The organism is Phenylobacterium sp., from assembly GCF_013911965.1.
Classification (GTDB): Bacteria; Pseudomonadota; Alphaproteobacteria; order Caulobacterales; family Caulobacteraceae; genus Phenylobacterium.
Map to the genome: position 1 here is coordinate 64,094 of NZ_JACESE010000004.1, position 22,294 is coordinate 86,387.

Consider the following 22,294-nt stretch of genomic DNA (forward strand, 5'->3'; position numbering starts at 1 on the left):
GAACAGGCTCCCCACCGGGAGCGCCCGGCGAGGCGGTCAGCCGCCTCGCGATCCCCCTCGGACAGGAGGGGCGGATCAGATGAGCGCAAGACGATGAAGTTCACGCTTTCCTGGCTCAAGGAGCACCTCGACACCGAGGCCACCGTCGAACAGGTGGTCGAGGCCATGACCATGGCCGGGCTCGAGGTCGAGCACGTGGAGAACCCCGCGGCCAAGCTCGCCGCCTTCTCCGTCGCTAAGATCGTCGAGGCCGTGCAGCACCCCAACGCCGACCGGCTGCGTGTCTGCCAGGTGGACACCAAGGACGGCCGCAAGGAGATCGTCTGCGGCGCCCCGAACGCCCGGCCGGGTCTGACCACCATCTATGCGCCGCTCGGCGCCTATGTGCCCGGCTCCGGCATCACGCTGGAGGCGCGGCCGGTGCGCGGCGTGGTCTCTAACGGCATGCTCTGCTCGGCTTCCGAGCTCGAGGTGGCCGAGGAGTCCGACGGCATCATGGAACTGCCGGACGCCCTCCCCGTCGGCGCCTCGGCCGCCGAGGCGCTGGGCCTGGAGGCCGTCATCGACTTCGAGGTCACGCCCAACCGCCCCGACTGGCTGGGCGTGGCCGGCATCGCCCGCGACCTGGCCGCCGCGGGCCTGGGCAAGCTGAAGGACCCGTCGATCGCGCCGGTGACGGGCGGCTTCCCCTGTCCGGTGCAGATCCGCCTCGACGCGCCCGAGGCCTGCCCCGTCTTCGCCGGCCGGCTGATCCGCGGGGTGAAGAACGGTCCCTCGCCCGCCTGGCTGCAGCAGCGGCTGGTCTCCATCGGCCTGCGCCCGATCAATGCGCTCGTGGATATCACCAACCTGATCTCCTACGACCGTGCGCGGCCGCTGCACGTCTATGACCGGGCCAAGCTCGTCGGCGACGTGGTGGTCGCGCGCCTGGGCCACGGGCAGGACCAGGGCCGCCCGGCCCACACCGACGAAGCCACGCCCGCCGAGCACCACGACGAGCAGCTCATCGCGCTCGACGGCAAAACCTATGACCTGACCTCGGAGATGTGCGTCATCGCCGATGCGAACGGCGAGCGGCCCGTCGGCCTGGGCGGCGTCATGGGCGGGGAGTCCACCGGCTGCGACGAGGGAACGACCGAGGTCTTCGTCGAGAGCGCCTGGTTCGATCCGATCCGCACGGCCCAGACGGGGCGGACCACCGGCATCACCTCGGACGCCCAGTACCGCTTCGCGCGCGGCGTCGACACGGGCTCGGTGGTTCCGGGCCTGGAGCTCGCCACCCGGCTCATCCTGGAGATCTGCGGCGGCGAAGCCTCGGACATCCTCGTGGCCGGAGAGGCGCCCGCCGCGCCCGGCCCGATCACCTTCGACAGGGCCTATGTGCGCCAGCTCACCGGCCTGTCGCTCGACGACGCGCGGATCGATCAGATCCTTTCCGACCTCGGCTTCGCCCTCGAAGGCGACCAGGTCACGCCGCCGACCTGGCGCCGCGACGTGGAAGGCCGCGCCGACCTCGTCGAGGAGGTCGCCCGCATCGAGGGCTTCGGCGCCCTGCCGGCCGAGCCCCTGCCCGAGATCGCCCGCCCCGCCGGCGGCGTGCTGAGCATTCGGCAGAACCGCATCCGCACCGCGCGACGCGCCATGGCCGCCCTGGGCTATGCCGAGGCGGTGACCTGGAGCTTCCTGTCGCGGGAGACGGCGCGCCTGTTCGGCGGCGGCCAGGATGAGCTGGTGGTCGCCAATCCGATCTCCTCGGATCTCGACTGCATGCGCCCCTCGGCGCTGCCCAATCTGATCGAGGGCGCCGGCCGCAACGCCCGCAAGGGCTTCCCCGACGTGGCCCTGTTCGAGGTTGGGCCGATCTATCGTGGCGACGAGCCGGCCGACCAGTCGACGGTGGTGGCCGCCATCGTCGCGCCGCACCCCCCGCGGCGCTGGGACGGCAAGGGCGAGGATCCGCTCTTCGCGCTGAAGGCCGATCTCATCTCGCTTCTCGAGGAGCTCGGCGCGCCAGCCCTGCAGGTGGCGCAGGGTTCGTCCTCCGCCTGGTGGCACCCCGGCCGCTCGGCCCGCCTGCAGCTCGGGCCGAAGAATGTCGTGGCGGAGTTCGGCGAGCTGCACCCGCGGGTGCTCAAGGCGCTGGACGTGGCCGGCCCCGTCCTGGGCTTCGAACTGACCCTGGAGGCGATCCCCGAGGGCAAGCGCAAGGCGGTGAAGACCAAACCGCCTCTGGCGCTGTCGACGCTCATGCCGCTCAGCCGCGACTTCGCCTTCGTGGTCGAGGAGGGCGTGGCCGCCGGCGACCTGGTCCGCGCCATCGCCGGCGCCGACAAGCAGCTGATCGCTCAGGCGCGCGTCTTCGACGTCTATCGCGGGGCCAATCTGGGCGAAGGGATGAAGTCCCTGGCGGTCGAGATCCTCATCCAGCCGCAGGACCACACGCTGGCCGAGGCCGAGATCGAGCAGCTCTCGGCCAAGGTGGTGGCGGCCGCCGCCAAGGCGACGGGCGCCAGGCTGCGGACCTGAGCCTTGACTTCCGCCGCGGTGGCCGGCGCCGACTGGCGTCCGGTCCATTTCGGAGGAAAGCCATGGAGATCAACGGCGTCGCCCACGTCTTCGTCACCGCCGGCGACTTCGAGCGCTCGCGGGCATTCTATCGCCGGCTCCTGCCCTTCCTGGGGCTGACGCCCGTGATGGATTCGGAGAACGTCTTCTACTGCGTCGGCGGGCGGACGGGCTTCGCCGTGCAGAGGCCTGCGGCCGAGCACGCGGGCGAGCGGTTCGTGCAGAACCGGGTCGGCCTGCACCATGTCTGCTTCCGGGCGCGGTCGCGCGAGGACGTCGACGCCCTCCACAGCTTCCTGGAGGGCGAAGACTGTGTGGTCGTTCGTGAGCCGCGGGACGACGCCTGGGCCCCCGGCTACTACTCCATCCTCTTCGAAGACCCTGACGGCGTGAGGCTGGAGCTGAACCACGTCCCCGGCCGGGGCCTGTTCGACACGCCCGAGCGCCAGGTCCAGGCGCCGCTGGGCTAGGTCAGAACGGGAAGATGTTCCGCTGCCGGCTGTAGGCCAGGTAGCCGACATTGGCGCCCAGGCGCAGGCCGACCCCGGCCCGGATCGGCGCCAGGATGATGTCGTTGGCCTTCTGGTAGTTCACGCCCAGGCCGCCGACCAGGTAGGCCGAACCCTCGACGCCCGGGAAGCGCTGGAAGATCGCGTCGGGGTAATGGAGATTGTAGCAGAGGGTGAAGACCCGGCTGGCGTTGCCGCCGAAGTCCCAGCCGACGGAGGGGCCCTGCCAGAAGACCTCCTGGGTCGGGCGGTTCTTCATGTAGAGCAGGCCGCGGCCGTAGCGGGCGCCGATGGCGATGGCGGCCGAGCCTTCCTCGCCGGCGATATAGCCCGTGGGACGGCCGTTCTCGGCGAAGATCCGCTCCACCGCCCCGCCCGCGGCCTCGGCCGTCACGCCCAGGAAATCGGAGACGTCCTGGACGATCTCCTCACGCGTATAGGTCTCGGCGGGGGTCTGCGCCGGATAGTTCGGGTCGTGTTGCGGAGCGGGCGGCCCCTGGGGCGCCGGCTGGGCCGAAGCGCACCCGGACAGTCCGCTCGCGCCGGCGACGGCGAGGCCCGAAACGATCAGCTTGCGACGGTCCATGCGAATCTCTCTCCTTGGAGGTGTGATCGTCCCGCCCCCTCGCGGCATCAATGCGGCGCCCGCGATTAACGGCCGCTTAAGCATGTTCGACGGGCCGCAGCCCTCGCCGCCAGGTTACAGGCTCACACCCCTCTGGCGCAGCGATCCGAGGCCATCAGATCGCGCCGGGTTCTAGAACTCCTGCCAGTCCTCGGCCGCCGCCGTGGGGCGGGCCTTCAGCGCCGTATTGCCGACGACCTGCATCGCCGGCCGGGCCCGTTCGGCGGGCCGCGACGGCGGCGCGGCGCGCCGACGGGTGGGCGCGCGGGCCTCGGCGCTGTCGACCGAGAAGCGGCCCATGAGACGGGTCAGTTCGTCGGCGTCCTGGGCCAGGGCGTGGCTGGCGGCGGTGGATTCCTCGACCATGGCCGCGTTCTGCTGGGTCATCTGATCCATCTGGTTGACCGCGGTGTTGACCTCCGAGAGACCCGTCGCCTGCTCCTGGGCCGAGGCGGCGATCTCCGAGACGAGGCCGTTGATCTGGCCCACCTGGGCGAGGATGCGCCGCAGCGCCTCGCCCGTGCGGCCGACAAGCTCCACGCCGGAGCTGACATGGCCGGCCGAGGCGCCGATCAGCGCCTTGATCTCCTTGGCCGCGTCGGCCGAGCGCTGGGCGAGCGCCCGCACCTCGGAGGCGACGACGGCGAAGCCGCGGCCGGCCTCGCCCGCTCGGGCCGCCTCGACGCCGGCGTTCAGGGCCAGAAGGTTGGTCTGGAAGGCGATCTCGTCGATCACACCGATGATCTGGCCGATCTCGGCCGAGGACTTCTCGATGGCGCCCATGGCTTCGATCGCCTGGTCGACCACCTGGCCGGAGGCCTCCGCGTCGGTGCGGGCGGTCCCGACCGTATCGCGCGCCTCCCGGGCGCTCTCGGCGGTCCGCCTGACGGTGGCGGTCAGCTGGTCGAGGGCTGCGGCCGTCTCCTCGAGGCTCGCCGCCTGCTGCTCGGTGCGGCGGGAAAGGTCGTCGGCCGCCTGGGCGATCTCCGCGGTGGCGCCGCTGATGCTGCCGGTGGTGCTGACGATCACGCCCATGGCGTCGGCCAGGCTGGAGGCGGCGGCGTTGAAGTCGGTCTGGAGCCGCGCATATTCGGTGGGGAAGTCTCCGTCGATGCGGCAGCGCAGGTCGCCGCCCGCCAGGGCCGAGAGACCTGATCCGATGCGTTCCATCGCCTGCTGCTGGCGCTCGTGCGCGGCCTGCTGCTCCTCGTTGCGGCGCTTGCGGTCCAGCTCCACCTCGGTCACGTCGGTGGCGAACTTGACCACCTTGTAGGGCTTGCCCGAAGGATCGAACACTGGGTTGTAGGTGGCCTGAATCCAGACCTCCTTGCCGCCCTTGCCGAAGCGCAGATACTTGTTCGAGAGGAATTCGCCGCGGTTCAGGGCCCGCCAGAACTCGGCATAGTCCGGGCTGGCCGCGTAGGCGGGATCGACGAACATCGAGTGCCGGCGCCCGACCACTTCGTCCGCGCGGTAGCCCAGGGCGCCGAGGAAGTTCTCATTGGCCGTCAGGATTGTGCCGTCGAGTGCGAACTCGATGACGGCCTGCGACCGGTGGAAGGCGGCGATCATCGCCTCCATTTCCGCCACCTGCTGCTCAGTACGCCCGTCCTGCTTCCGGCCGAACTTGATCATCGGATCCCCTCTCGCCTGGTGGATGTTGCGACACATTAGATCGCGCCCACCGACATTAAGTATTTGGCAAAGAAGAAGAGCTGGTTAACGCGGCGTTTTCCACGTTCTACCCGAAGTTGTCTGGCTTTTCTTGCACTTCAAGGTAAGTCTTTTGCCCATCACGACGGTCTAGACCTATCCATCTGGCAGAGGAGCACACTGACCAAGGGGTCGTAACATAGTTCGCCGAACAGCGCGCCGCGAGCGAATCGGGCCTAGCGCCAGTTCAGATAGACCGGATTGCCGATGAGGATCAGGCGGCCCTCGCTGTCGCGCAGGTTGAGCCGCACCCAGCCCCGACGGCCATCGCCGGTGACGGCGAACCGCGTGGGTCCGTCCGCCGACAGGGGCAGGCGGTAGGGTTCGGCGCCCGAGACGAGCACTTCGATCTGGTCGCCCGGACGACCGGTCGCCTCGGCGGCGAATTCGGCCCGCAGCCCGGCCGGCAGGGCGAGATCCTCCCCCATCCGCGCGCCGCCTCCGCCCGCCCGAACGGCGAGGTCGAGGGTGCGGCCGCTGTCGCCGGCCACATCGACGAAGACGCGTCCGGCGCGGACGGCGGCGAGGATGTCCTGCTGGGAGAGGGCTGGAGCGCGAACCACCGTGGCCGGACGGCCGACCGCCCCCGGCTCGCCGCGCGGCCGGTCGGCGTCGTGGCTGTCGCTGCCGGCGATGGCCGTGAGGCGGTGGCCCTCGTCCAGCCGCGCCTGCCAGAAGGCGACGCCGTCGAGCGGGTTCTCGGCCTGTCCCTGGAAGAGGGCCAGCGTGCCGCCGTTGATCACCTCCACCGCGGCGATGCGCGACCAGTCGGTCTCCGCGCGCCAGCCGCAGCCCATGCAGGCTTCGCCCGACGGCAGGGCGGGATGGTTCACCGAGACCAGGCCGCCCGCCGCCTCGGCCTGGCCGAGCATGGCGTCGAGATCCGGCGTCTGCTCGCCGCCCAGGCGGAAGTCGACGAAGGCGACAGGCCCGAAGAGGTTGGCGTGCCCCTGAAAGGTGGTGATCTCTCGCCCGGCGATCACCAGGAGATCGTCGAAATAGGGCTGCAATTCCCGCAGGCCCTGGGCCTGGGAGACGGTGTTGTGGTCGGTGACCGCCACGAAGTCGAGGTCGGCCTCGGCCGCCGCCTGCAGGACGCGGAACAGAGGACAGGCGATCCTCGCGCCGGAGCGGCTTTTGCAGGCGCCGTCGCTGTGCCCCGAATGGACGTGCAGGTCGCCGCGCCACCACCGCTCGCCGTCCGCGACCGGCGCATCGGCGAATCCGGCGAAGGCTTCCGCCCTATCGAACCAGAGCCGCGCCTCGTAGCGTGCGCGCGTCGTCGGGCGGATGTTGGGGACGCCGAGAACGAGCCGCCACACCCCCGTCTCGAGCGGTCCGGGCAGATAGGAGGGAGTGGCGTCCGTCGCCGCGACGGTGAAGCTCGCCTTGTTCCCGCCGCTCCAGCCGCGGAATCCGGCCGGACCGAAAAGGCCGAGGTCGACGGTCGTGCGGGCGTCGCGGCCCGAATAGTCGAAGGCGACGGTGATCCTCTGCGTCCCCGGCGGCGGCTCGAACGGCAGTTCGCGATAGGTCTCGTGGTCGGCGCCGGTGAGGACGCCCGTCAGGACGAGATCGGGGGCGCGATCGGGGATCTGAGCCAGCGCCAGGACCGGCCACAGCAGAAGGGCGATCAACCCCAGGATGGCCCGGCTCGGCATCGGCGCTCCCCGCGGTCGCACAACCTCGCGGCGATAAACTTCGACTTCATCGGAGGCTGTCAAGTTCACCCTTCCAACTGGAGGTTCGCCTTGTCGGCAGTAGCGTGTTTGAGGGTTGTGGTCCGGACGGGCCAGACGGAACTGCCGCAGGATGTGCTTGCGGCCCTGGTCGCCAAGTTCACCAGCGCCTTTCTGGAGACGCGCTGGGCGTGGCCCCGGCGGTTTTCCGAGATCAACCCCTACGCCTTCCTGCTGACCGATCCCCGGGCGCCCGAACTGGACACCGCCGAGCTCGGGCGCCTGTCCGACGAACTCCACGTCCACCTGTTCGGCAAGAGCGACGAGAGCGAGGTGACCATCCTGCTCTTCGAGGGGCCGGACGAGACCCTGGACGACTTCGCCACCCTGGACGCCGAAGGCGTGGCGCGGGCCATGACCGATCCCTCGGCCATTCCCCCCGGCGCGCGGCTGAGCCGCATCGGCCCTGACGGCACGCGCATACTGACGCCGCCGGACCAGGCGGCGGCCACGGCCGCGCCCTCCGCCGCCGCCCCGTCGGCGCCGCCGCCCGAACGGGCGCCGAACATCGAAGGCGTGCAGGGCGTCTACTATGCCGGCCGGGAGGTCTTCGTGGCCGACGTCATCAGCTGCACGCCGGCCGATGCGCGGACGCACTTCAGCCTCGTCGACGGCGACGAGCACCTGCCCGAGGAGCCGGACGTGTTCGACGCCGCCTGCGTCATCGCCGCCATGCGGTTGCTGGCCGAGAGCCCGAGCCAGACACCGCTCTACCTGCCGGTCTCCTTCTCCACCCTCATGCGGCCGACCCGGCGCGCGGCCTATGCGGACATGATCGCCATCCTGCCGCTCTCCGAACGCCGCCGCCTCGCCGCGGCCGTCTATGACGTGCCCCGCGCGCCGTCCTTCCAGGCCCTGACTCAGCTGCGCGAGGCCCTGGAGGGCCGGTTCGGCGCCATCGACCTGCGGACCAGCGACCCGGCCTTCGAGATCGACCAGCTCACTTCGCGCGCGGTGACCAGCGTCACCCTCGTCCTGCCGGCCGCCGAGCCGGAGCGCCGGCTGGCGGTCATGCGCCGCTTCGCCGCCCGTCTGCCCGCCTATCGTCGCCGCCGGATCTGGCCGGGCGTGACCAACATCCGCAGCGCCCGCGAGCTCAAGGCCGTGCGCGAGACGCGCATCCCGTTCCTCACCGGACCGGGCGTCTGCCGCATGCAGACGGTTCCGGTGGGCGGCCGCCCCTGGTCGGCCGATCTGCTGCCCGTCGAATAGGCCGCGCCGCGCCGCCGAGACGCGGGGCTTGATCCAGACCAAGGCGCCGAGGGTCGGGGGCGCCAGACTGGCGCGCTAGGAGACCGCATGCGCGCAACGCCCCTCCCCCGCGCCGAGGCCGCCCCCGCCTGGCACGCCCTGCCCACCACCGAGGCTCTCGATCGGCTCCAGAGCGAACCTGGGGGTCTGTCGGGCGCGGAGGCCGCCGGCCGGCTCGCGCGGTTCGGACCCAACACCTTGCCCGAACGCGGCGGGCAGGGCCTTCTCGGCGTCGTCCTCGGCCAGTTCCGCAGTCCGCTCATCTACGTGCTGCTGGCCGCCGCCGTGGTCTCCGCGGCGCTGGGCCACGGGCGCGACGCGGTGTTCATCGCGGTCATCCTGATCATCAACGCCGCCATCGGCGCCCTCCAGGAAAGCCGGGCCGAGCGCAGCGCCGCGGCGCTGAAGGCCAGCCTGAAGCTCATGGCGCTCGTCCTGCGGGACGGGGCGCGACGGACGGCGGAGGCCGACGACCTCGTGCCGGGCGACGTCGTCCTGCTGGAGTCCGGCATGGCCGCCCCGGCCGACCTTCGCCTGCTGTCCGCCCACCAGCTGCGGGTCGACGAATCCCTTCTGACGGGCGAGTCGGCCCTGGTGGAGAAGTCCGCCGACTGGCTGGGGACGGGCGACGAGACGGTGGGCGACCGTCGCAACATGGTCTTCGCCGGCTCCGCGGTGCTCGCGGGGCGCGGCGTCGGCGTGGTCTGCGCCACCGGCGAGGCGACGCAGATCGGCCAGGTGGCGGGGCTCCTGTCCGGACGGGACGCGCCGCCGCCCCTGCTCGTGCGGATGGAGGTCTTCTCGCGCCGGATCGCCCTGGCCATCCTGGCGCTCGTTCTGGCCCTCGGCCTCCTGCACCTGGCTCGCGGCGCCGAACTGGCCGAGGTCTTCCTGACCGCCACCGCGCTCGCCGTCTCGGCGATTCCGGAGGGACTGCCGGTGGCGATCACCGTGGCCCTCGCGGTCGCCTCGCTGCGCATGTCGCGGCGGAACGTCGTGGTGCGCCGCCTGCCGGCGGTGGAGGGGCTGGGCTCCTGCACCGTCATCGCCAGCGACAAGACGGGCACCCTGACCATCAACCGCCTGACCGTCACGCGGATCGTCACTCCGGATGGGACGGGCTTCACGGTGGGCGGCGAAGGCCTCGGCCTGGAAGGGGCGATCGAGCCCATCGGCGAAGCGGCCGGGTCGGCGGCGGCCTGGGACTCTCTGCGCCGCCTCGCCCAGGCGGCGGCGCGGGCCAACGAGGCGGTGATGAAGATCGACGACGGCGCCGTCGAGGCCTCCGGCGACCCTGTCGACGTGGCCTTCAAGGTCCTGGGGGCGAAGCTGCGCGGCGCCGCCTTCCCGCCCGGCGACACGGGAGAGCTGATCTCGCGCATTCCCTATGAACCGGAGCGGGGCTTCTGCGCGGCGGCGCACCGTTGCGGCGAGGGCGCGCGCCTGTCGGTCAAGGGTGCGCCGGAGCGGATCCTGGCCATGTGCCCGCCGGAAGCGCGCGCCGAGGCTCTGGCGGCGGCGGAGGCGCTCGCGGCCGAGGGCTACCGGGTCATCGCCGTCGCCGAACGGATGCTGGGCCGACCAGACGATCGGCTGGAGCCGGCTCTGGAAGGCCTCGAATTCCTGGGCCTGGCCGGGCTGATCGATCCTCTGCGCCCGGAAGCCTTCGAGGCCGTGGCGCTCTGCCGGTCGGCGGGCGTCGAGGTGCGCATGGTCACGGGCGATCATCCGGCCACGGCCAGCGCCATCGCGCGGCGGCTTGGCATGGCCGCGCCGGAAGAGGTGCTCACCGGCCGCGAACTCGCCGCTCTGACCGAGCCGGCGCTCTCGAAGCGGATCTCGGAAGCCCGCATCTTCGCGCGCGTCGAGCCGGCCCAGAAGACGCTGATCGTCCAGGCCCTGCAGGACGCCGGCCACTTCGTCGCCGTCACGGGCGATGGGGTGAACGACGCCCCGGCCTTGAAGACGGCGCATGTCGGGGTGGCCATGGGCGCTTCCGGATCGGACGTGGCGCGGGGGGCGGCGGACCTGATCCTGGTGGACGACAACTTCGCCTCCATCGTCGCCGGCGTGGAGGAGGGCCGGGCGGCCTATGACAACATCCGCAAAATCATCTGGATGCTGATCAGCACGGCGATCGCCGAGGTGGCGCTCGTCGCCCTGGCCTTACTGTTCGATCTGCCGATCCCGCTGACCGCGGTCCAGATCCTGTGGCTCAACCTGGTGACCAATGGCGTCCAGGACATCGCGCTCGCTTTCGAACGCCGCGAGCCCGACGCCATGGCGCGCCCGCCGCGGCCGCCGGGACAGCCGATCTTCGACCGCCGCATGATCGGCCAGTGCGCGACGAACGGCCTCTACGCCGGGGTGCTGGGCTTCGGCCTGTTCGCCGCCCTGCTCTTCCAGGGATGGACGGAGGCCGAGGCCCGCAACCTGACCCTGCTGTTCATGGTCTTCTTCGAGAACGTCCACGTCCTCAACTGCCGCTCGGAGACCCGCTCGCTGTTCCGCATCCCCCTGCGCGCCAACCCCTGGGTGCTGGCCGCGGTGGCGGCGGCCCAGGCGCTCCATGTCGCGGCCATGTACACGCCCGGCGTTCGCGGCGTCCTCGGCGTGGCGCCGGTCGCACCCGCAGAGTGGCTCATGGCCCTGAGCCTGGCCGCCTCGGTCGTCCTGGTGGCCGAGGCGCACAAGGCGGTCGCCCGCAGGATTGACCCCCATCAAGGCGCCGCCGTCCTCGCGAGGTCAGGCTGAGTCGAAAGGGAGGCTCGATCATGACGCGCGCCTACTCCGCCGCGACGACCCCTGCGGCCTGGCTGGCCGGGGCGCTGGATCAGCTGCGGGCCCGCCCCGAACCCGATCTCGACCCCTTCGACCGCCGGCTGCACGGACGTTTCGCCCTGCTCTCCGGCGGCCAGTCCCCGTGGGCGGCCTTGCAGGCGTGGGAGGACTGGGCCTTTCACCTCTCCGTCGCGCCAGGCCGGCAGATCGAACTCTGGCGGGAAGCCGCCGACGCGGCCATGACGCTCTGGCGCGAAACCGTCAGCGCCGGCGGAGACTGGGCGTTCCGCCCGGAGCCTGGCGACCGGCGGTTCCGGCATCCGGACTGGGACGGTCTGCCTTTCCGCCTGCTGGCCCAGGCCCATCTGGCGGCGGAGGCTCAGTGGCGCGCCGCCACCACCGACATCCGCGGGGTGGCCGAGCACCACCGCCGCCGGGTCGAGTTCCTCGGCCGCTTCGCCCTGAACGCGGTGGCGCCGGTGAACTTCCCCTGGACCAATCCCCAGGTGCTGGCCGCCGCCGCCGCCACGGGCGGCGGAGTGTTCGCCGCGGGCGCGGCGCTGCTGATCGAGGATCTGATGCGCTACGCGGCCGGAGCCCCCCTGAAGGGCCTGGACGCCTTCCGCGTCGGCGAGACGATGGCCCTCTCGCCGGGCCGGGTGGTCCTGCGCAACGCGCTGATGGAGCTGATCCAGTATGCGCCGGCCGCCGAGACGGTGCGCCGCGAGCCGGTCGTGATCGTCCCGGCCTGGATCATGAAGGGCTACATCCTGGATCTGACGCCCGAGGACTCCCTCGTCCGCCAGCTGACGGAGGCGGGCTTCACCGTCTTCATGATCTCCTGGAAGAACCCGGGCGCCGAGCTGCGCGACACCAGCTTCGACGCCTATCGCGAGCAGGGGATCATGGCCGCTCTCGACGCGGCCCTGGCGATCACCGGCGCCGGCCAGGCCCATGCGGTCGGCTACTGTCTCGGGGGCACGGCCCTGGCCATCGCCGCGGCCGCCATGGACCGCGACGGGGACGAGCGCCTGGCCAGCCTGACGCTTCTGGCCGCCCAGACCGACTTCGAAGAGGCCGGCGAGCTGATGCTCTTCATCGACGAGAGCCAGCTTTCGCTGCTGGAGGACCTGATGCTGGTCCAGGGCTATCTGGACGCCCGGCAGATGGCCGGCGCCTTCAACGCCCTGCGCGCCAACGAACTGGTCTTCGCCCGGCTGGTCGACCGCTATCTGCTCGCCGCGCCGAAGCCGGCCGGCGCCCTGGACGCCTGGCTCGCCGACTCCACGCGCATGCCCGCGCGCATGCACGGCGAGTATCTGCGTCGGCTGTTTCTCGACAACAGCTTCGCCCATGGCGAGTACCCGGTCGCGGGGCGGGCGGTGGCGCTCAAGGACATCCGCACGCCGATCTTCGCCCTGGGCGCCGAGCGCGACCACATCGCGCCCTGGCGTTCGGTCTACAAGATCCGACTGCTGGCCTCGGCGGAGACGACCTTCGTCCTCACCGGCGGGGGGCACAACACCAGCGTCCTGAGCCCACCGGGAAAGCCGCGCGCCTACTACCAGATCGGCCGCAGCAACGCCGGCGCGCCCTTCGTCGACCCGGACGTCTGGCTGCAGGAGACCCCGCGCCAGGACGGATCCTGGTGGCCCGCCTGGATCGCCTGGCTGGAGGAGAAGAGCTCGGCCGAGCGGGCGCCGCCGCCGCCGCTGGGCCGGCGCGAGGCCGGCTACCCCGCCTTGGAGCCGGCGCCCGGCCTCTACGTGCTGGAGACCTGAGGGCGGTCAGCTGCGCGCGCGCACCGCCCGCAGCCGCTCGCGGATCTGTTCGGCGCCTTCCCGCACGCACTCGTGGGCGTCCGAACCCGCCAGCCGGTCGTGCGCCGGCTTCGGCAAGGCCGAGCGGAGGGCGCCCAGCGCCCGCGGGGGCGCCATCAGCACCAGGTGCTGATAGGTGTTGCGGCTCGCCGCCTGTCCGAGCGCCTCGGCCACCCGGCGGAGAAAGCGGTCCTCCGCCTCCTGACGCGGCGCATGCTCGCCGCTCTGATGACGGCCCGGGCCGCCGCTCTCGTGAACGGTGGCGCCGTGGCTGGTCGCCTTGGGGAAGTCGCCGCCGCTCTGGCTCATGCGCCAGTCGGGCAGTTCGTGAACCGCGCCGGCCTTGAGCCGTTCCTCGAACACCTTGGCCTCGGCCCCGTCGGCCGCCACGATCCAGGTCACACCTTCGTCTTGCATGAACATCACCCTTGCGAACTGCGGGACCATGCTGCGCCGGCCGGGGCTCGCCGCCCCTGACCCAGATCAATTCGGCGGCGAGGCTCTCGCCTAGGATGTGACCTGGCGTGCAAGACACCCTCGCCGCTCCGGAGCTTCCCATGACCGAGACGACATCCCCAATGCAGGCCGCCGCCCCCGGCGGGATCGTCCGCATCCTCGTCCATGCCGAGCCGGCGGGGCGCTCGGCGGGGCTCGTGCGGGCCGCCGCCGACCTCGCTCAGAGGCTCGGCGCGCAGCTGACCGGACTGGGCGCCGAGATGGCCGAGCCTCTCGCTCCGGCCAATCCCTATGCCGGCGTGACCACCGCAGAGTGGGTCGCGGCCATGTCCGAGCAGATCGAGGCCAATCTGAAGTCCGCCGAGGCCGAGTTCCGCAAGGCCGCCGAGGGCCTGGGCGCGGAGTGGCGCATCTGCCGCGACATGCCCGCCCGCGCCCTGGCCATGGTCGCCCGCTCGGCCGACCTCGTGATCGTGGGCGCGGCCCCCAGCGTGAACTACTACCGCGCCGCCGATCCCGCCGAGGTGGTCATGCAGGCCGGCCGTCCCGTGCTGATCGCCCCCGAAGGCGCCGACCATTTCGCGGGCCGTGCGGCCGTGGTGGCGTGGAAGGATACGCGAGAGGCGCGGCGGGCGGTGATCGACGCCCTGCCCCTGCTTCGCCGGACGCAGGAGGTGGTGGTCCAGGCGGTCTGCGCCGAACCGGACGCCGAATACGCCGAGGCGCAGACCAGCGACGTCGCCGCCTGGCTCGACCGGCATGGGATCAATGCGCGGGCGCGCGTCTCCGCCGGCGTCGAGGCCGACGTCGTGGACGAGCTGAACGCCGAGGCCCTGGCCATAGGGGCCGATCTGATCGTCGCCGGCGCCTACGGCCACAGCCGCCTGAGGGAATGGGCCTTCGGCGGCGTCACACGCACCCTGCTCGACGAGCCCCGCTGCTGGCTGCTGCTCAGTCACTGACGCCGCGGGCTTGTGGCCGGCGCGGCGGCGGGACATCTAGGCCGGATGAGCGATCCCACCGCCTGGCCTGACCGCCGCCTCCTCGACCTGCTGGGGCTTGAGCTTCCCATCCTCCAGGCCCCCATGGCCGGATCGTCCACGGTCGAAATGGCCATCGCCGTCGCACGCGCCGGCGGGCTGGGCGCCCTGCCCTGCGCCCTGATCTCGGCGGAGACCGCGCGCGATCAGGTCGCCCGCTTCCGTGAGGCCGTCAGGGCGCCGCTGAACCTCAACTTCTTCTGCCACACGCCGCCCGAGCCGGACGCCGATGCGCAAGGCCGCTGGCGGGCGCGGCTGGCGCCCTACTACGCCGAGCTCGGCCTCGACGCCGACACGCCCGCGCCGGCCGCCAGCCGTGCGCCGTTCGACGAGGACTTCTGCCGCGTGGTGGAGGACCTGCGCCCCGAGGTGGTGAGCTTTCACTTCGGCCTGCCGGCGCAGGCCCTGCTTGCGCGGGTCAAGGCCGCCGGCGCCCGCGTGCTGAGTTCGGCCACGACGGTCGCCGAGGCGCGCTGGCTGGCCGATCACGGCTGCGACGCCGTCATCGCCATGGGCTTCGAGGCCGGCGGCCACCGCGGCAGCTTCCTGACGCAGGACATGGCCGCCCAGCCGGGGACCTTCGCCCTGGTCCCGCAGATCGCCGAGGCCGTCGAGATTCCGGTGATCGCCGCCGGCGGCGTCGCCGACGGACGCGGCGTGGCCGCGGCCTTCGCGCTCGGGGCCAGCGGGGTGCAGGTGGGCACGGCCTATCTGCGCACGCCCGAGGCGGCCATTCCCGACTTCCACCGCCGGGCTCTGGCGCAGGCGCGCGACGACGGCACGGCGGTCACCAACCTGTTCACCGGCCGCCCGGCGCGCGGCCTCTACAACCGGCTGATGCGCGAGGTCGGGCCGCTGTCGTCCGACGCGCCGCCCTTCCCTACGGCGGCGGGCGCGCTCGGCCCCTTGCGCGCGGCGCGGCTCGGGCCGGACTTCACCAACCTCTGGGCCGGCCAGGCCGCGGCCCTGGCCGTCGAAACCGACGCCGGGTCCCTGACCCGCCGACTGGCGGCGGACGGCCTGGCGCGGCTGGCGGGCCTTAGCGGAAGGCCGGACCCGGCTTCACGCCCAGGCGCTTGAAGACCATGGCCGCCGGGCAAAAGCCGGTGAAGGCGGCCTGGATCATGTTGAGGCCGGCGAAGGCGCTGAGCAGCATCCACCAGGGGCTGACATAGTGGGCGAGCGCCAGGCCCGTCAGGACGACGAGGCCGGCGAACACGAAGACGGCGCGGTCGAGGGTCATTTTGCGATGCTCCTTGGAGGCCTCAGGCCCCCTGCATGAGCGCCTGGTTCACCCAGGCGGCGATCTGGTCGGCGCTCATGGCGCCGGCCTTGCGGGCCACCTCGCGCCCGTCCTGGAGCAGGATGAGCGCGGGGATGGAGGACACGCCCAGGGCCGCGCTGGCCTCGGGGGCCTCGTCGGCGTTGAGCTTCAGGAAGCGGACCTTGGGCTCCATCCGCTGGGCGGCGGCGGCAAACTGCGGCGCCATGGCCCGACAGGGCCCGCACCAGGGCGCCCAGACGTCCACCAGCACCGGCAGGCCCTGGTTGGACCGGCGATGAACCTGGAAGCGTCCGGCGTCCACCTCCACCGGCGCGCCCTGGAAGAGTTTCTCGCCGCACCGGCCGCACCTGGCCTGGGCGGGGTCCTTGGCCTCGGGGACGCGGTTGGCGGCGGCGCAGTTCGGACAGACGATCTGGACCATGGGGATCAGGCCTTCAGCTTCCTGGCCCCCATCAGGTCGAGGGCCCACTTCTCGTAAAAGGGCGCGCTCTCGCCGCGTTTCACCTTGCCGATGAAGTATTTCTCGAACCCGATCTTCGCCAGGTGGACCCAGCCGCCCTCGGCCGACCAGTTGATGTTCCGGGGCGGGATCTGCGGCTGGGCGATGAAGGCCACGCCGCCGTCGCCGAAGTCCGCCAGGCAGATGGCGTTCCAGGTCGCCTCGTGCGTCGGCTCGCGGCCGTCCAGAACCTCTTTCAGGTTCTCCGCGATGGCGGTGACCATGCTCTCGATCATGAAGCCGGTCTTGGGCACGCCGACCGGGACGGGCGTCTTGCCCACCGGCGGGATGGCCACGCAGACCCCGAGCGAGAAGACGTTCGGGAAGGTCGGATTGCGCTGGTGCTTGTCGGCCAGGATGAAGCCGCGGGGATTGGTCAGGCCCTCGATCCCCATGACCGCCGGCACGCCGCGGAAGGCCGGCAGCATCATCGAATAGGCGAAGGGCAGTTCGTGCGTGGCCTTCACCGAGCCGTCCTCGGCGACCTCCTCGACGGTCATCTGCCCTGGCGCGACCTTGGCGACGCGGGCGCTGGTGATGAACTTGATATGCCGCTGGCGCATCTCGCTCTCCAGCAGCCCCTTGGTGTCGCCGACCCCGTCGAGGCCGAGATGGCCCACATAGGGCTCTGCGGTGACAAAGGTCATGGGGGTCCGGTCGCGCACCTTCCGGCGGCGCAGCTCGGTGTCGAGGATCATGGCGAACTCGTAGGCCGGCCCGTAGCAGGAGGCGCCCTGCACCGCGCCCACCACGATCGGTCCCGGGTTGCGCACGAAGGCCTCGAAGGCTTCGCCGGCCTTTTCGGCGTGGGCCACATGGCAGATGGAGTGCGTGTTCGCCTCCGGCCCCAGGCCCTCGATCTCGTCGAAGGCCAGCTCCGGTCCGGTGGCGATGACGAGATAGTCGTAGAAGAGGCTTTCGCCGTCGTTCAGCTCGATGCGGTTCTCCGCCGGGTGGACCCGGCGGGCGCCGACGCCGGTGAAGCCGATCTTCTTGCGGGCCATGACCGGCGGCAGCTCGACCTCGATGGCCTCGCGCTTTCGCCAGCCTACGGCGACCCAGGGGTTGGAGGGCACGAAGTGGAAGACGTCGCCCTGGGAGACGACGGTCACTTCGGCGCGCGAGCGCACAGCTTCCTTGATTTCGAAAGCGGCGATGGCCCCGCCAAGGCCAGCTCCCAATACGGCGATGATGGGCTTCGTCATGATCTGATCCTGATCCCTTCCCGGCCTCCGACATTGACCCGGGTCAAAGCGGTGCGGACCGCCCGCCTCCAGGGTCGCGCCTGCTTGAACAGGTCACGTGTTTTATTATATGCGCAGTTACGCATATTCCAATAGCGTCGCAAGATGCAGTTCCAGGAGCCGCCCATGACCGCCGCCACCGACCTCACCCCCGCCCAGGTCCGCGACAGCCTCGCCGCCCGCGAGATCGTCCTGATCGACGTGCGCGAGCCGGCCGAATACGGCGCCGAACGGATTCACGGCGCGCTGAACTTCCCGCTCTCCACCTTCGATCCCGAGGCCCTGCCCGTCGGCGGAAGCCGGGCCCTCGTCCTGCAGTGCGGCTCGGGCAAGCGCTCGGCCATGGCGCTGGACCGCTGCCGCCAGGCCGGCGTCGCCCTGGCCGGACACCTGGCCGGCGGCATCGGCGCCTGGCGCGCCGCCGGGCTGCCGGTCATCCGGATCGATCCGGCGACCGGCGCCGTGCGCGACGTCCGCTGAAATCCGAGGTCCTCGATGCGCACCCTCCTCACCGCAAGCCTTTTCGCCCTGGCCCTGGCCGGCGCCGGCTGCGCCGAGCGCGAGGCCACGCCGACACCCGAGGCGGCCGCCGCCAAGGGCGAGCGCCTGACCCTGCGCCCGCAGGCCGTGGCCGACCTGAAGCCGGCGGCCGCCACGGTGACCACCCGCGACATGGCCGAGGCCCGGGCGCGCATCGGCGGCACCCTGGTGGAACTGGCCGTCCGGGAGGGCGACCTGGTGCGGAAGGGGCAGCTGATTGGCCGCGTGGCCGACGAGCGGCTGAGCCTGGAGACCGCCGCCTACGGGGCCCAGGCCGCCGCGGCGGCGGCCGAGGCGGCGCGCGCCGAGGCTGATCTGGCGCGGGTCCGCACCCTCTACGAGAAGGGCTTCTACGCCAAGGCGCGGCTCGACCAGGCCGAGGCCGCCGCCAAGGCCGCCCGCGGCCAGGCCCAGGCCGCCCAGGCCCAGCGGGCCGCCAGCGCCGAACTCGGATCCCAGGGCGCCATCTTCGCTCCCACGTCCGGGCGCGTGCTCGCCGCCGACGTGCCTGCGGGCTCGGTCGTCTCGCCGGGCCAGTCGGTCGCCACCATCACGGCGGGCGAGCCCGTGCTGCGGCTGGAGATTCCCGAGGCCCAGGGCCGCGCCCTGCGGGTCGGCCAGAAGGTGTCGATCGAAACCGGCGACCTGCCCGGCCTGGCCGGCGAAGGCGTGATCAGCCAGCTCTATCCGGCGGTGAACGCCGGCCGGGTGGTGGCCGACATCACGGTTGCGGGCCTGACCGCCGACCGCGTCGGCCAGCGGGTGCGGGTGCAGGCGCCGCTGGGCGAACGCCAGGCCCTGGTTCTGCCCGAGCGCTATGTCGCGACCCGGTTCGGGATAGACTTCGTGCGCGTGGTCGGTCCCGAGGACCGCGTCAGCGACGTGGCCGTCCAGACCGCCCCGGCCCCGGTCGAGGGCATGGTCGAGATCCTGTCGGGCGCGCGACCCGGCGACGTGGTCCTGAGCGCCGGAGCCTCCTGATGAAGCTCGGCCTGTCCGGCCGCCTGACCCAGGCGACCCTCCATTCGCCCCTGACGCCCCTCTTCCTTCTGGCGGCGATCGCCATGGGCCTGCTGGCCCTGATGTCGATCCCGCGCGAGGAGGAGCCGCAGATCAGCGTGCCCATGGTCGACATCATGGTCGCGGCCCCGGGCCTGCGCGCGCCCGACGCCGCCGAGCTGGTGGCCAAGCCGCTGGAGACCATCGTCCAGAGCATCGACGCGGTCGACCACGTCTACACCCAGGTGGAGGACGACCAGGTCCTGGTCACCGCCCGCTTCGAGGTCGGCGAGGATCCCGACGACGCGGCCGTGCGCGTGCACGAGAAGGTCCGCGCCAACTACGACCGGATTCCCGTCGGCATCCCTGAACCGATGATCGTCACGCGCGGCATCAACGACGTGCCCGCCGTCGTGCTGACGCTGAGCCCGGAGCCCGGAGCGGCCGACCGCTGGACCGACCAGGCCCTCTACGACATCGCGCTCAAGCTGCAGAACGAGGTGGCCAAGGTCGAGGATGTCGGCCTGACCTTCATCGTCGGCGGGCGCCCCGACGAGATCCGCATCGAGCCCGACCCGGAACGGCTCGCCCTGCGCGGCGTGCCGCTGAGCTCGGTCATCGACACCGTCCGCCAGGCCAACCGCAGCTTTCCCGCCGGCGTGATCCGCGAGGAGGGCCAGGCGGTGCAGGTGGCGGCGGGCGAGACCCTGCGCTCGGCCCAGGCCGTCGGCCTGCTGACCGTCGCCTCGGTGGACGGCGAGCCGGTCTATCTTCGCGATGTGGCCAATGTGGTCCAGGCGCCGCGGGAGGACCAGGCGCGCGTCTGGCGCTATGCGGAGAGCGAGGATGGCTGGCGCCAGGCGCCCGCGGTCAGCCTGGCCATCGCCAAGCGCAAGGGCGCCAACGCCGTCGTCGTCGCCGAGCACATCCATGAGCGCGTCGAGACGCTGAAGGGCTCTCTGATTCCGGAGGGTCTGCAGGTGTCGGTCAGCCGCGACTATGGCGAGACGGCCAACGAGAAGGCCAACGAACTGCTCTTCCACCTGGGGCTGGCGACCGTCTCCATCGTCATCCTGATCGGCTTCGCCATCGGCTGGCGCGAGGCCGGCGTCACCGCCGTGGTCATCCCGACCACCATCCTCCTGACCCTCTTCGCCTCCAATCTGATGGGCTACACCATCAACCGGGTCAGCCTGTTCGCTCTGATCTTCTCCATCGGCATCCTGGTCGACGACGCCATCGTCATGATCGAGAACATCGCCCGCCACTGGGCGATGAAGGACGGCCGCAGCCGCACCCAGGCCACGGTCGAGGCCGTCGCCGAGGTGGGCAATCCGACGGTGGTGGCGACGCTGACCGTCGTGGCCGCCCTGCTGCCCATGCTGTTCGTCTCGGGCCTGATGGGCCCCTACATGGCGCCGATCCCGGTCAACGCCTCGGCGGCCATGGTCTTCTCCTTCTTCGTCGCCGTGGTGATCGCGCCGTGGCTGATGATCCGCTTCGCCCGCCAGACGCTCGCCGCCGGCCATGGGCACGCCGAGGGCGAGGGCCGGATCGGGGCGGTCTATCGCAGGATCGCCGGCCGCGTGATCGCCAGCCGCCGCAGCGCCTGGATCTTCCTGATCGCCGTGGGCGTCGCGACCCTTCTGTCCATGGCCATGTTCGCCACCAAGACGGTGACGGTGAAGCTGCTGCCCTTCGACAACAAGTCGGAGCTGCAGGTGGTCGTCGACCTGCCCGAAGGGACAAGCCTGGAAGCCACCGAACGGACGCTGGATGCGGCGGCCGCCATCACCCGCACCCTGCCCGAGGTGACGGCCATCGAGGCCTATGCCGGCACGGCCTCGCCGTTCAACTTCAACGGCCTGGTGCGCCACTACTTCCTGCGCGAGCGGCCGGAGATGGGGGACCTGGCGGTCACCCTGTCGCACAAGTCCGAGCGCGATCGTGCGAGTCACGCTGTGGCGCTCGACCTGCGTAAGCGGCTGGCCCGCCTGCCCCTGCCGCCCGGCGGTTCGATCAAGGTGGTCGAGGCTCCGCCGGGTCCGCCGGTCATGGCCACCCTGCTGGCCGAGATCTACGGCCCGGACGCCGGGACCCGTCGCGCCGTGGCCGCGGAGGTGAAGGAGATCTTCCATCAGGTCCCCTACATCGTCGACGTGGACGACAGCGCCGGCCAGCCGCGGCCGCGCCTGCGCCTCACCCCGGTGCGCGAGCAGATGGAATACCTGGGCGTCCCCGAAGGTCAGGTGCTGGACTCCATTGGCGCCGTCCTGGGCGGCTCCACCGTCGGCTATGCGCATCGGGGCGAAGGCCGCACGCCGCTGGAGATCTCCATCCGACTGCCGCAATCCGACCGCACCTGGAGCCAGCGGCTGGCGACGACCCCCGTGGCCCTCGCCGACGGGCCGCACGGGCGACGCCTGGTCGAGCTGGGCGAGGTGGTCGACGCCACCGAGGAAGCCGGCTCGCACCTGATCTATCGCCGGGACGGCCGCGACGCCGAGATGGTCACCGCCGAACTGGCCGGCGAGTACGAGGCGCCGATCTACGGCATGCTGGCGGTGGGCGACGCCATCGAGGCGCACGACTGGGGCGACCTGCCCAAGCCCGAGGTCCGGCTGAACGGCCAGCCTCTGGACGAGAGCACGCCCACCCTGCTGTGGGACGGCGAGTGGGAAATCACCTGGGTGACCTTCCGCGATATGGGCGCGGCCTTCGCCGTGGCGATCCTGGGCATCTATGTGCTGGTGGTCGCCCAGTTCAAAAGCTTCCGCCTGCCGCTGGTCATCCTGACGCCCATCCCGCTCACCCTGGTGGGGATCGTCATCGGCCACATCCTGTTCGGCGCGCCGTTCACGGCCACCTCGATGATCGGCTTCATCGCCCTGGCGGGCATCATCGTCCGCAACTCCATCCTGCTGGTGGACTTCATTCGCCACTCGCAGGGGGAGGGCCGGCCGCTCCGCGACGTGCTGCTGGAGGCCGGCGCCATCCGCTTCAAGCCGATCGTCCTGACCGCCCTGGCGGCCATGATCGGGGCGGCGGTGATCCTGTTCGACCCCATCTTCCAGGGTCTGGCCATCTCGCTGCTCTTCGGCCTGGCCTCCTCCACCCTGCTGACCGTGCTGGTCATCCCGGCCATCTACGTGGTCCTGCGCGACGACGGCCGCCCGGCCAGCGCGCAAGCCGCCTTGTCCGGCCACGGAGGGAGCCTAGATTAACGCC

At 71.5% G+C, this 22,294-nt stretch carries 17 protein-coding genes; 10 read left to right on the forward strand and 7 right to left on the reverse strand.

The features are described 5' to 3' along the window. Positions 1–93: 93 nt before the first annotated feature. Positions 94–2,526, forward strand: a complete 2,433-nt coding sequence (gene pheT, locus H2041_RS05245; RefSeq protein WP_293410228.1) for a phenylalanine--tRNA ligase subunit beta — start codon at positions 94–96, stop codon at positions 2,524–2,526. Between the two features lie 62 nt (positions 2,527–2,588). Beyond that, positions 2,589–3,035, forward strand: coding sequence for a VOC family protein (locus H2041_RS05250; RefSeq protein WP_293410230.1), 447 nt, complete (start codon positions 2,589–2,591; stop codon positions 3,033–3,035). Between the two features lies 1 nt (position 3,036). Here the strand turns inward: H2041_RS05250 and H2041_RS05255 are convergent, their stop codons facing one another. The 3 genes from H2041_RS05255 to H2041_RS05265 all read right to left on the reverse strand — a co-directional run bounded on the left by H2041_RS05255 (position 3,037) and on the right by H2041_RS05265 (position 7,073). Further along, a complete protein-coding gene (locus H2041_RS05255) occupies positions 3,037–3,660 on the reverse strand; it encodes a DUF1134 domain-containing protein (protein WP_293410232.1) in 624 nt (207 codons plus the stop codon). Positions 3,661–3,831: 171 nt separating this feature from the next. Further along, a complete protein-coding gene (locus tag H2041_RS05260) occupies positions 3,832–5,334 on the reverse strand; it encodes a PAS domain-containing methyl-accepting chemotaxis protein (protein WP_293410234.1) in 1,503 nt (500 codons plus the stop codon). A 254-nt stretch (positions 5,335–5,588) separates the two neighbouring features. Then, positions 5,589–7,073: a CehA/McbA family metallohydrolase gene (locus H2041_RS05265; RefSeq protein WP_293410236.1), complete on the reverse strand. Its 1,485-nt coding sequence runs from the start codon at positions 7,071–7,073 to the stop codon at positions 5,589–5,591. Between the two features lie 108 nt (positions 7,074–7,181). Between H2041_RS05265 and H2041_RS05270 the strand changes: the two genes are divergently transcribed. The 3 genes from H2041_RS05270 (at position 7,182) to H2041_RS05280 (ending at position 12,964) form a co-directional block, all read left to right on the forward strand. Beyond that, positions 7,182–8,363: a hypothetical protein gene (locus H2041_RS05270; RefSeq protein ID WP_293410238.1), complete on the forward strand. Its 1,182-nt coding sequence runs from the start codon at positions 7,182–7,184 to the stop codon at positions 8,361–8,363. An 87-nt stretch (positions 8,364–8,450) separates the two neighbouring features. After that, entirely contained in the window at positions 8,451–11,156 is a 2,706-nt protein-coding gene (locus H2041_RS05275) for an HAD-IC family P-type ATPase (protein WP_293410241.1), read from the forward strand. A 20-nt stretch (positions 11,157–11,176) separates the two neighbouring features. Then, a complete protein-coding gene (locus tag H2041_RS05280; RefSeq protein WP_293410243.1) occupies positions 11,177–12,964 on the forward strand; it encodes an alpha/beta fold hydrolase in 1,788 nt (595 codons plus the stop codon). A gap of 6 nt (positions 12,965–12,970) precedes the next feature. Here H2041_RS05280 and H2041_RS05285 read toward each other — a convergent pair whose 3' ends face one another. Then, the gene (locus tag H2041_RS05285) at positions 12,971–13,420 is read right to left on the reverse strand and encodes a host attachment protein (protein ID WP_293410245.1); all 450 of its coding nucleotides are present in this window, start codon (positions 13,418–13,420) and stop codon (positions 12,971–12,973) included. Positions 13,421–13,560: 140 nt separating this feature from the next. Here H2041_RS05285 and H2041_RS05290 point away from each other — a divergent pair, with 140 nt between their 5' ends. After that, positions 13,561–14,421, forward strand: a complete 861-nt coding sequence (locus H2041_RS05290) for a universal stress protein (protein ID WP_293410248.1) — start codon at positions 13,561–13,563, stop codon at positions 14,419–14,421. 45 nt (positions 14,422–14,466) lie between these two features. Further along, positions 14,467–15,579 carry a nitronate monooxygenase family protein gene (locus H2041_RS05295; protein ID WP_293410252.1) on the forward strand — a complete coding sequence of 371 codons (1,113 nt, stop codon included), beginning with the start codon at positions 14,467–14,469 and terminating at the stop codon, positions 15,577–15,579. On the opposite strand, the gene H2041_RS05300 is transcribed toward H2041_RS05295, so the two are convergent. Genes H2041_RS05300 through H2041_RS05310 form a run of 3 tightly spaced genes read right to left on the reverse strand, consistent with a single transcriptional unit; the run spans position 15,539 to position 17,488 of the window. After that, entirely contained in the window at positions 15,539–15,742 is a 204-nt protein-coding gene (locus H2041_RS05300; RefSeq protein WP_293410255.1) for a DUF2892 domain-containing protein, read from the reverse strand. The genes H2041_RS05295 and H2041_RS05300 overlap by 41 nt on opposite strands. Positions 15,743–15,764: 22 nt before the next feature. Then, positions 15,765–16,214, reverse strand: a complete 450-nt coding sequence (trxC, locus tag H2041_RS05305) for a thioredoxin TrxC (RefSeq protein ID WP_293410707.1) — start codon at positions 16,212–16,214, stop codon at positions 15,765–15,767. Continuing rightward, a complete protein-coding gene (locus H2041_RS05310) occupies positions 16,211–17,488 on the reverse strand; it encodes an FAD-dependent oxidoreductase (RefSeq protein ID WP_293410257.1) in 1,278 nt (425 codons plus the stop codon). Before H2041_RS05310 ends, trxC begins: the two co-directional genes overlap by 4 nt. A gap of 165 nt (positions 17,489–17,653) precedes the next feature. Here H2041_RS05310 and H2041_RS05315 point away from each other — a divergent pair, with 165 nt between their 5' ends. The 3 genes from H2041_RS05315 to H2041_RS05325 are packed head-to-tail and all read left to right on the forward strand — an operon-like array spanning position 17,654 to position 22,290. Continuing rightward, on the forward strand, positions 17,654–18,007 hold the full coding sequence (locus H2041_RS05315; protein WP_293410259.1) for a rhodanese-like domain-containing protein: 354 nt from the start codon (positions 17,654–17,656) through the stop codon (positions 18,005–18,007). 15 nt (positions 18,008–18,022) lie between these two features. Next, positions 18,023–19,048: an efflux RND transporter periplasmic adaptor subunit gene (locus H2041_RS05320; RefSeq protein ID WP_293410262.1), complete on the forward strand. Its 1,026-nt coding sequence runs from the start codon at positions 18,023–18,025 to the stop codon at positions 19,046–19,048. After that, complete coding sequence (locus H2041_RS05325; RefSeq protein ID WP_293410264.1) at positions 19,048–22,290, forward strand: efflux RND transporter permease subunit; 3,243 nt, start codon at positions 19,048–19,050, stop codon at positions 22,288–22,290. Before H2041_RS05320 ends, H2041_RS05325 begins: the two co-directional genes overlap by 1 nt. The last annotated feature ends 4 nt before the right edge of the window (positions 22,291–22,294 follow it).

What these genes read in the sequence shown, in the direction of transcription:
- pheT (WP_293410228.1), top strand. Translation starts at nt 94, where the DNA reads ATGAAGTTCACGCTTTCCTGGCTCAAGGAGCACCTCGACACCGAGGCC.
- H2041_RS05250 (WP_293410230.1), top strand. Translation starts at nt 2,589, where the DNA reads ATGGAGATCAACGGCGTCGCCCACGTCTTCGTCACCGCCGGCGACTTC.
- H2041_RS05255 (WP_293410232.1), bottom strand. Translation starts at nt 3,660, where the DNA reads ATGGACCGTCGCAAGCTGATCGTTTCGGGCCTCGCCGTCGCCGGCGCG.
- H2041_RS05260 (WP_293410234.1), bottom strand. Translation starts at nt 5,334, where the DNA reads ATGATCAAGTTCGGCCGGAAGCAGGACGGGCGTACTGAGCAGCAGGTG.
- H2041_RS05265 (WP_293410236.1), bottom strand. Translation starts at nt 7,073, where the DNA reads ATGCCGAGCCGGGCCATCCTGGGGTTGATCGCCCTTCTGCTGTGGCCG.
- H2041_RS05275 (WP_293410241.1), top strand. Translation starts at nt 8,451, where the DNA reads ATGCGCGCAACGCCCCTCCCCCGCGCCGAGGCCGCCCCCGCCTGGCAC.
- H2041_RS05280 (WP_293410243.1), top strand. Translation starts at nt 11,177, where the DNA reads ATGACGCGCGCCTACTCCGCCGCGACGACCCCTGCGGCCTGGCTGGCC.
- H2041_RS05285 (WP_293410245.1), bottom strand. Translation starts at nt 13,420, where the DNA reads ATGCAAGACGAAGGTGTGACCTGGATCGTGGCGGCCGACGGGGCCGAG.
- H2041_RS05290 (WP_293410248.1), top strand. Translation starts at nt 13,561, where the DNA reads ATGACCGAGACGACATCCCCAATGCAGGCCGCCGCCCCCGGCGGGATC.
- H2041_RS05295 (WP_293410252.1), top strand. Translation starts at nt 14,467, where the DNA reads ATGAGCGATCCCACCGCCTGGCCTGACCGCCGCCTCCTCGACCTGCTG.
- H2041_RS05300 (WP_293410255.1), bottom strand. Translation starts at nt 15,742, where the DNA reads ATGACCCTCGACCGCGCCGTCTTCGTGTTCGCCGGCCTCGTCGTCCTG.
- H2041_RS05310 (WP_293410257.1), bottom strand. Translation starts at nt 17,488, where the DNA reads ATGACGAAGCCCATCATCGCCGTATTGGGAGCTGGCCTTGGCGGGGCC.
- H2041_RS05315 (WP_293410259.1), top strand. Translation starts at nt 17,654, where the DNA reads ATGACCGCCGCCACCGACCTCACCCCCGCCCAGGTCCGCGACAGCCTC.
- H2041_RS05320 (WP_293410262.1), top strand. Translation starts at nt 18,023, where the DNA reads ATGCGCACCCTCCTCACCGCAAGCCTTTTCGCCCTGGCCCTGGCCGGC.
- H2041_RS05325 (WP_293410264.1), top strand. Translation starts at nt 19,048, where the DNA reads ATGAAGCTCGGCCTGTCCGGCCGCCTGACCCAGGCGACCCTCCATTCG.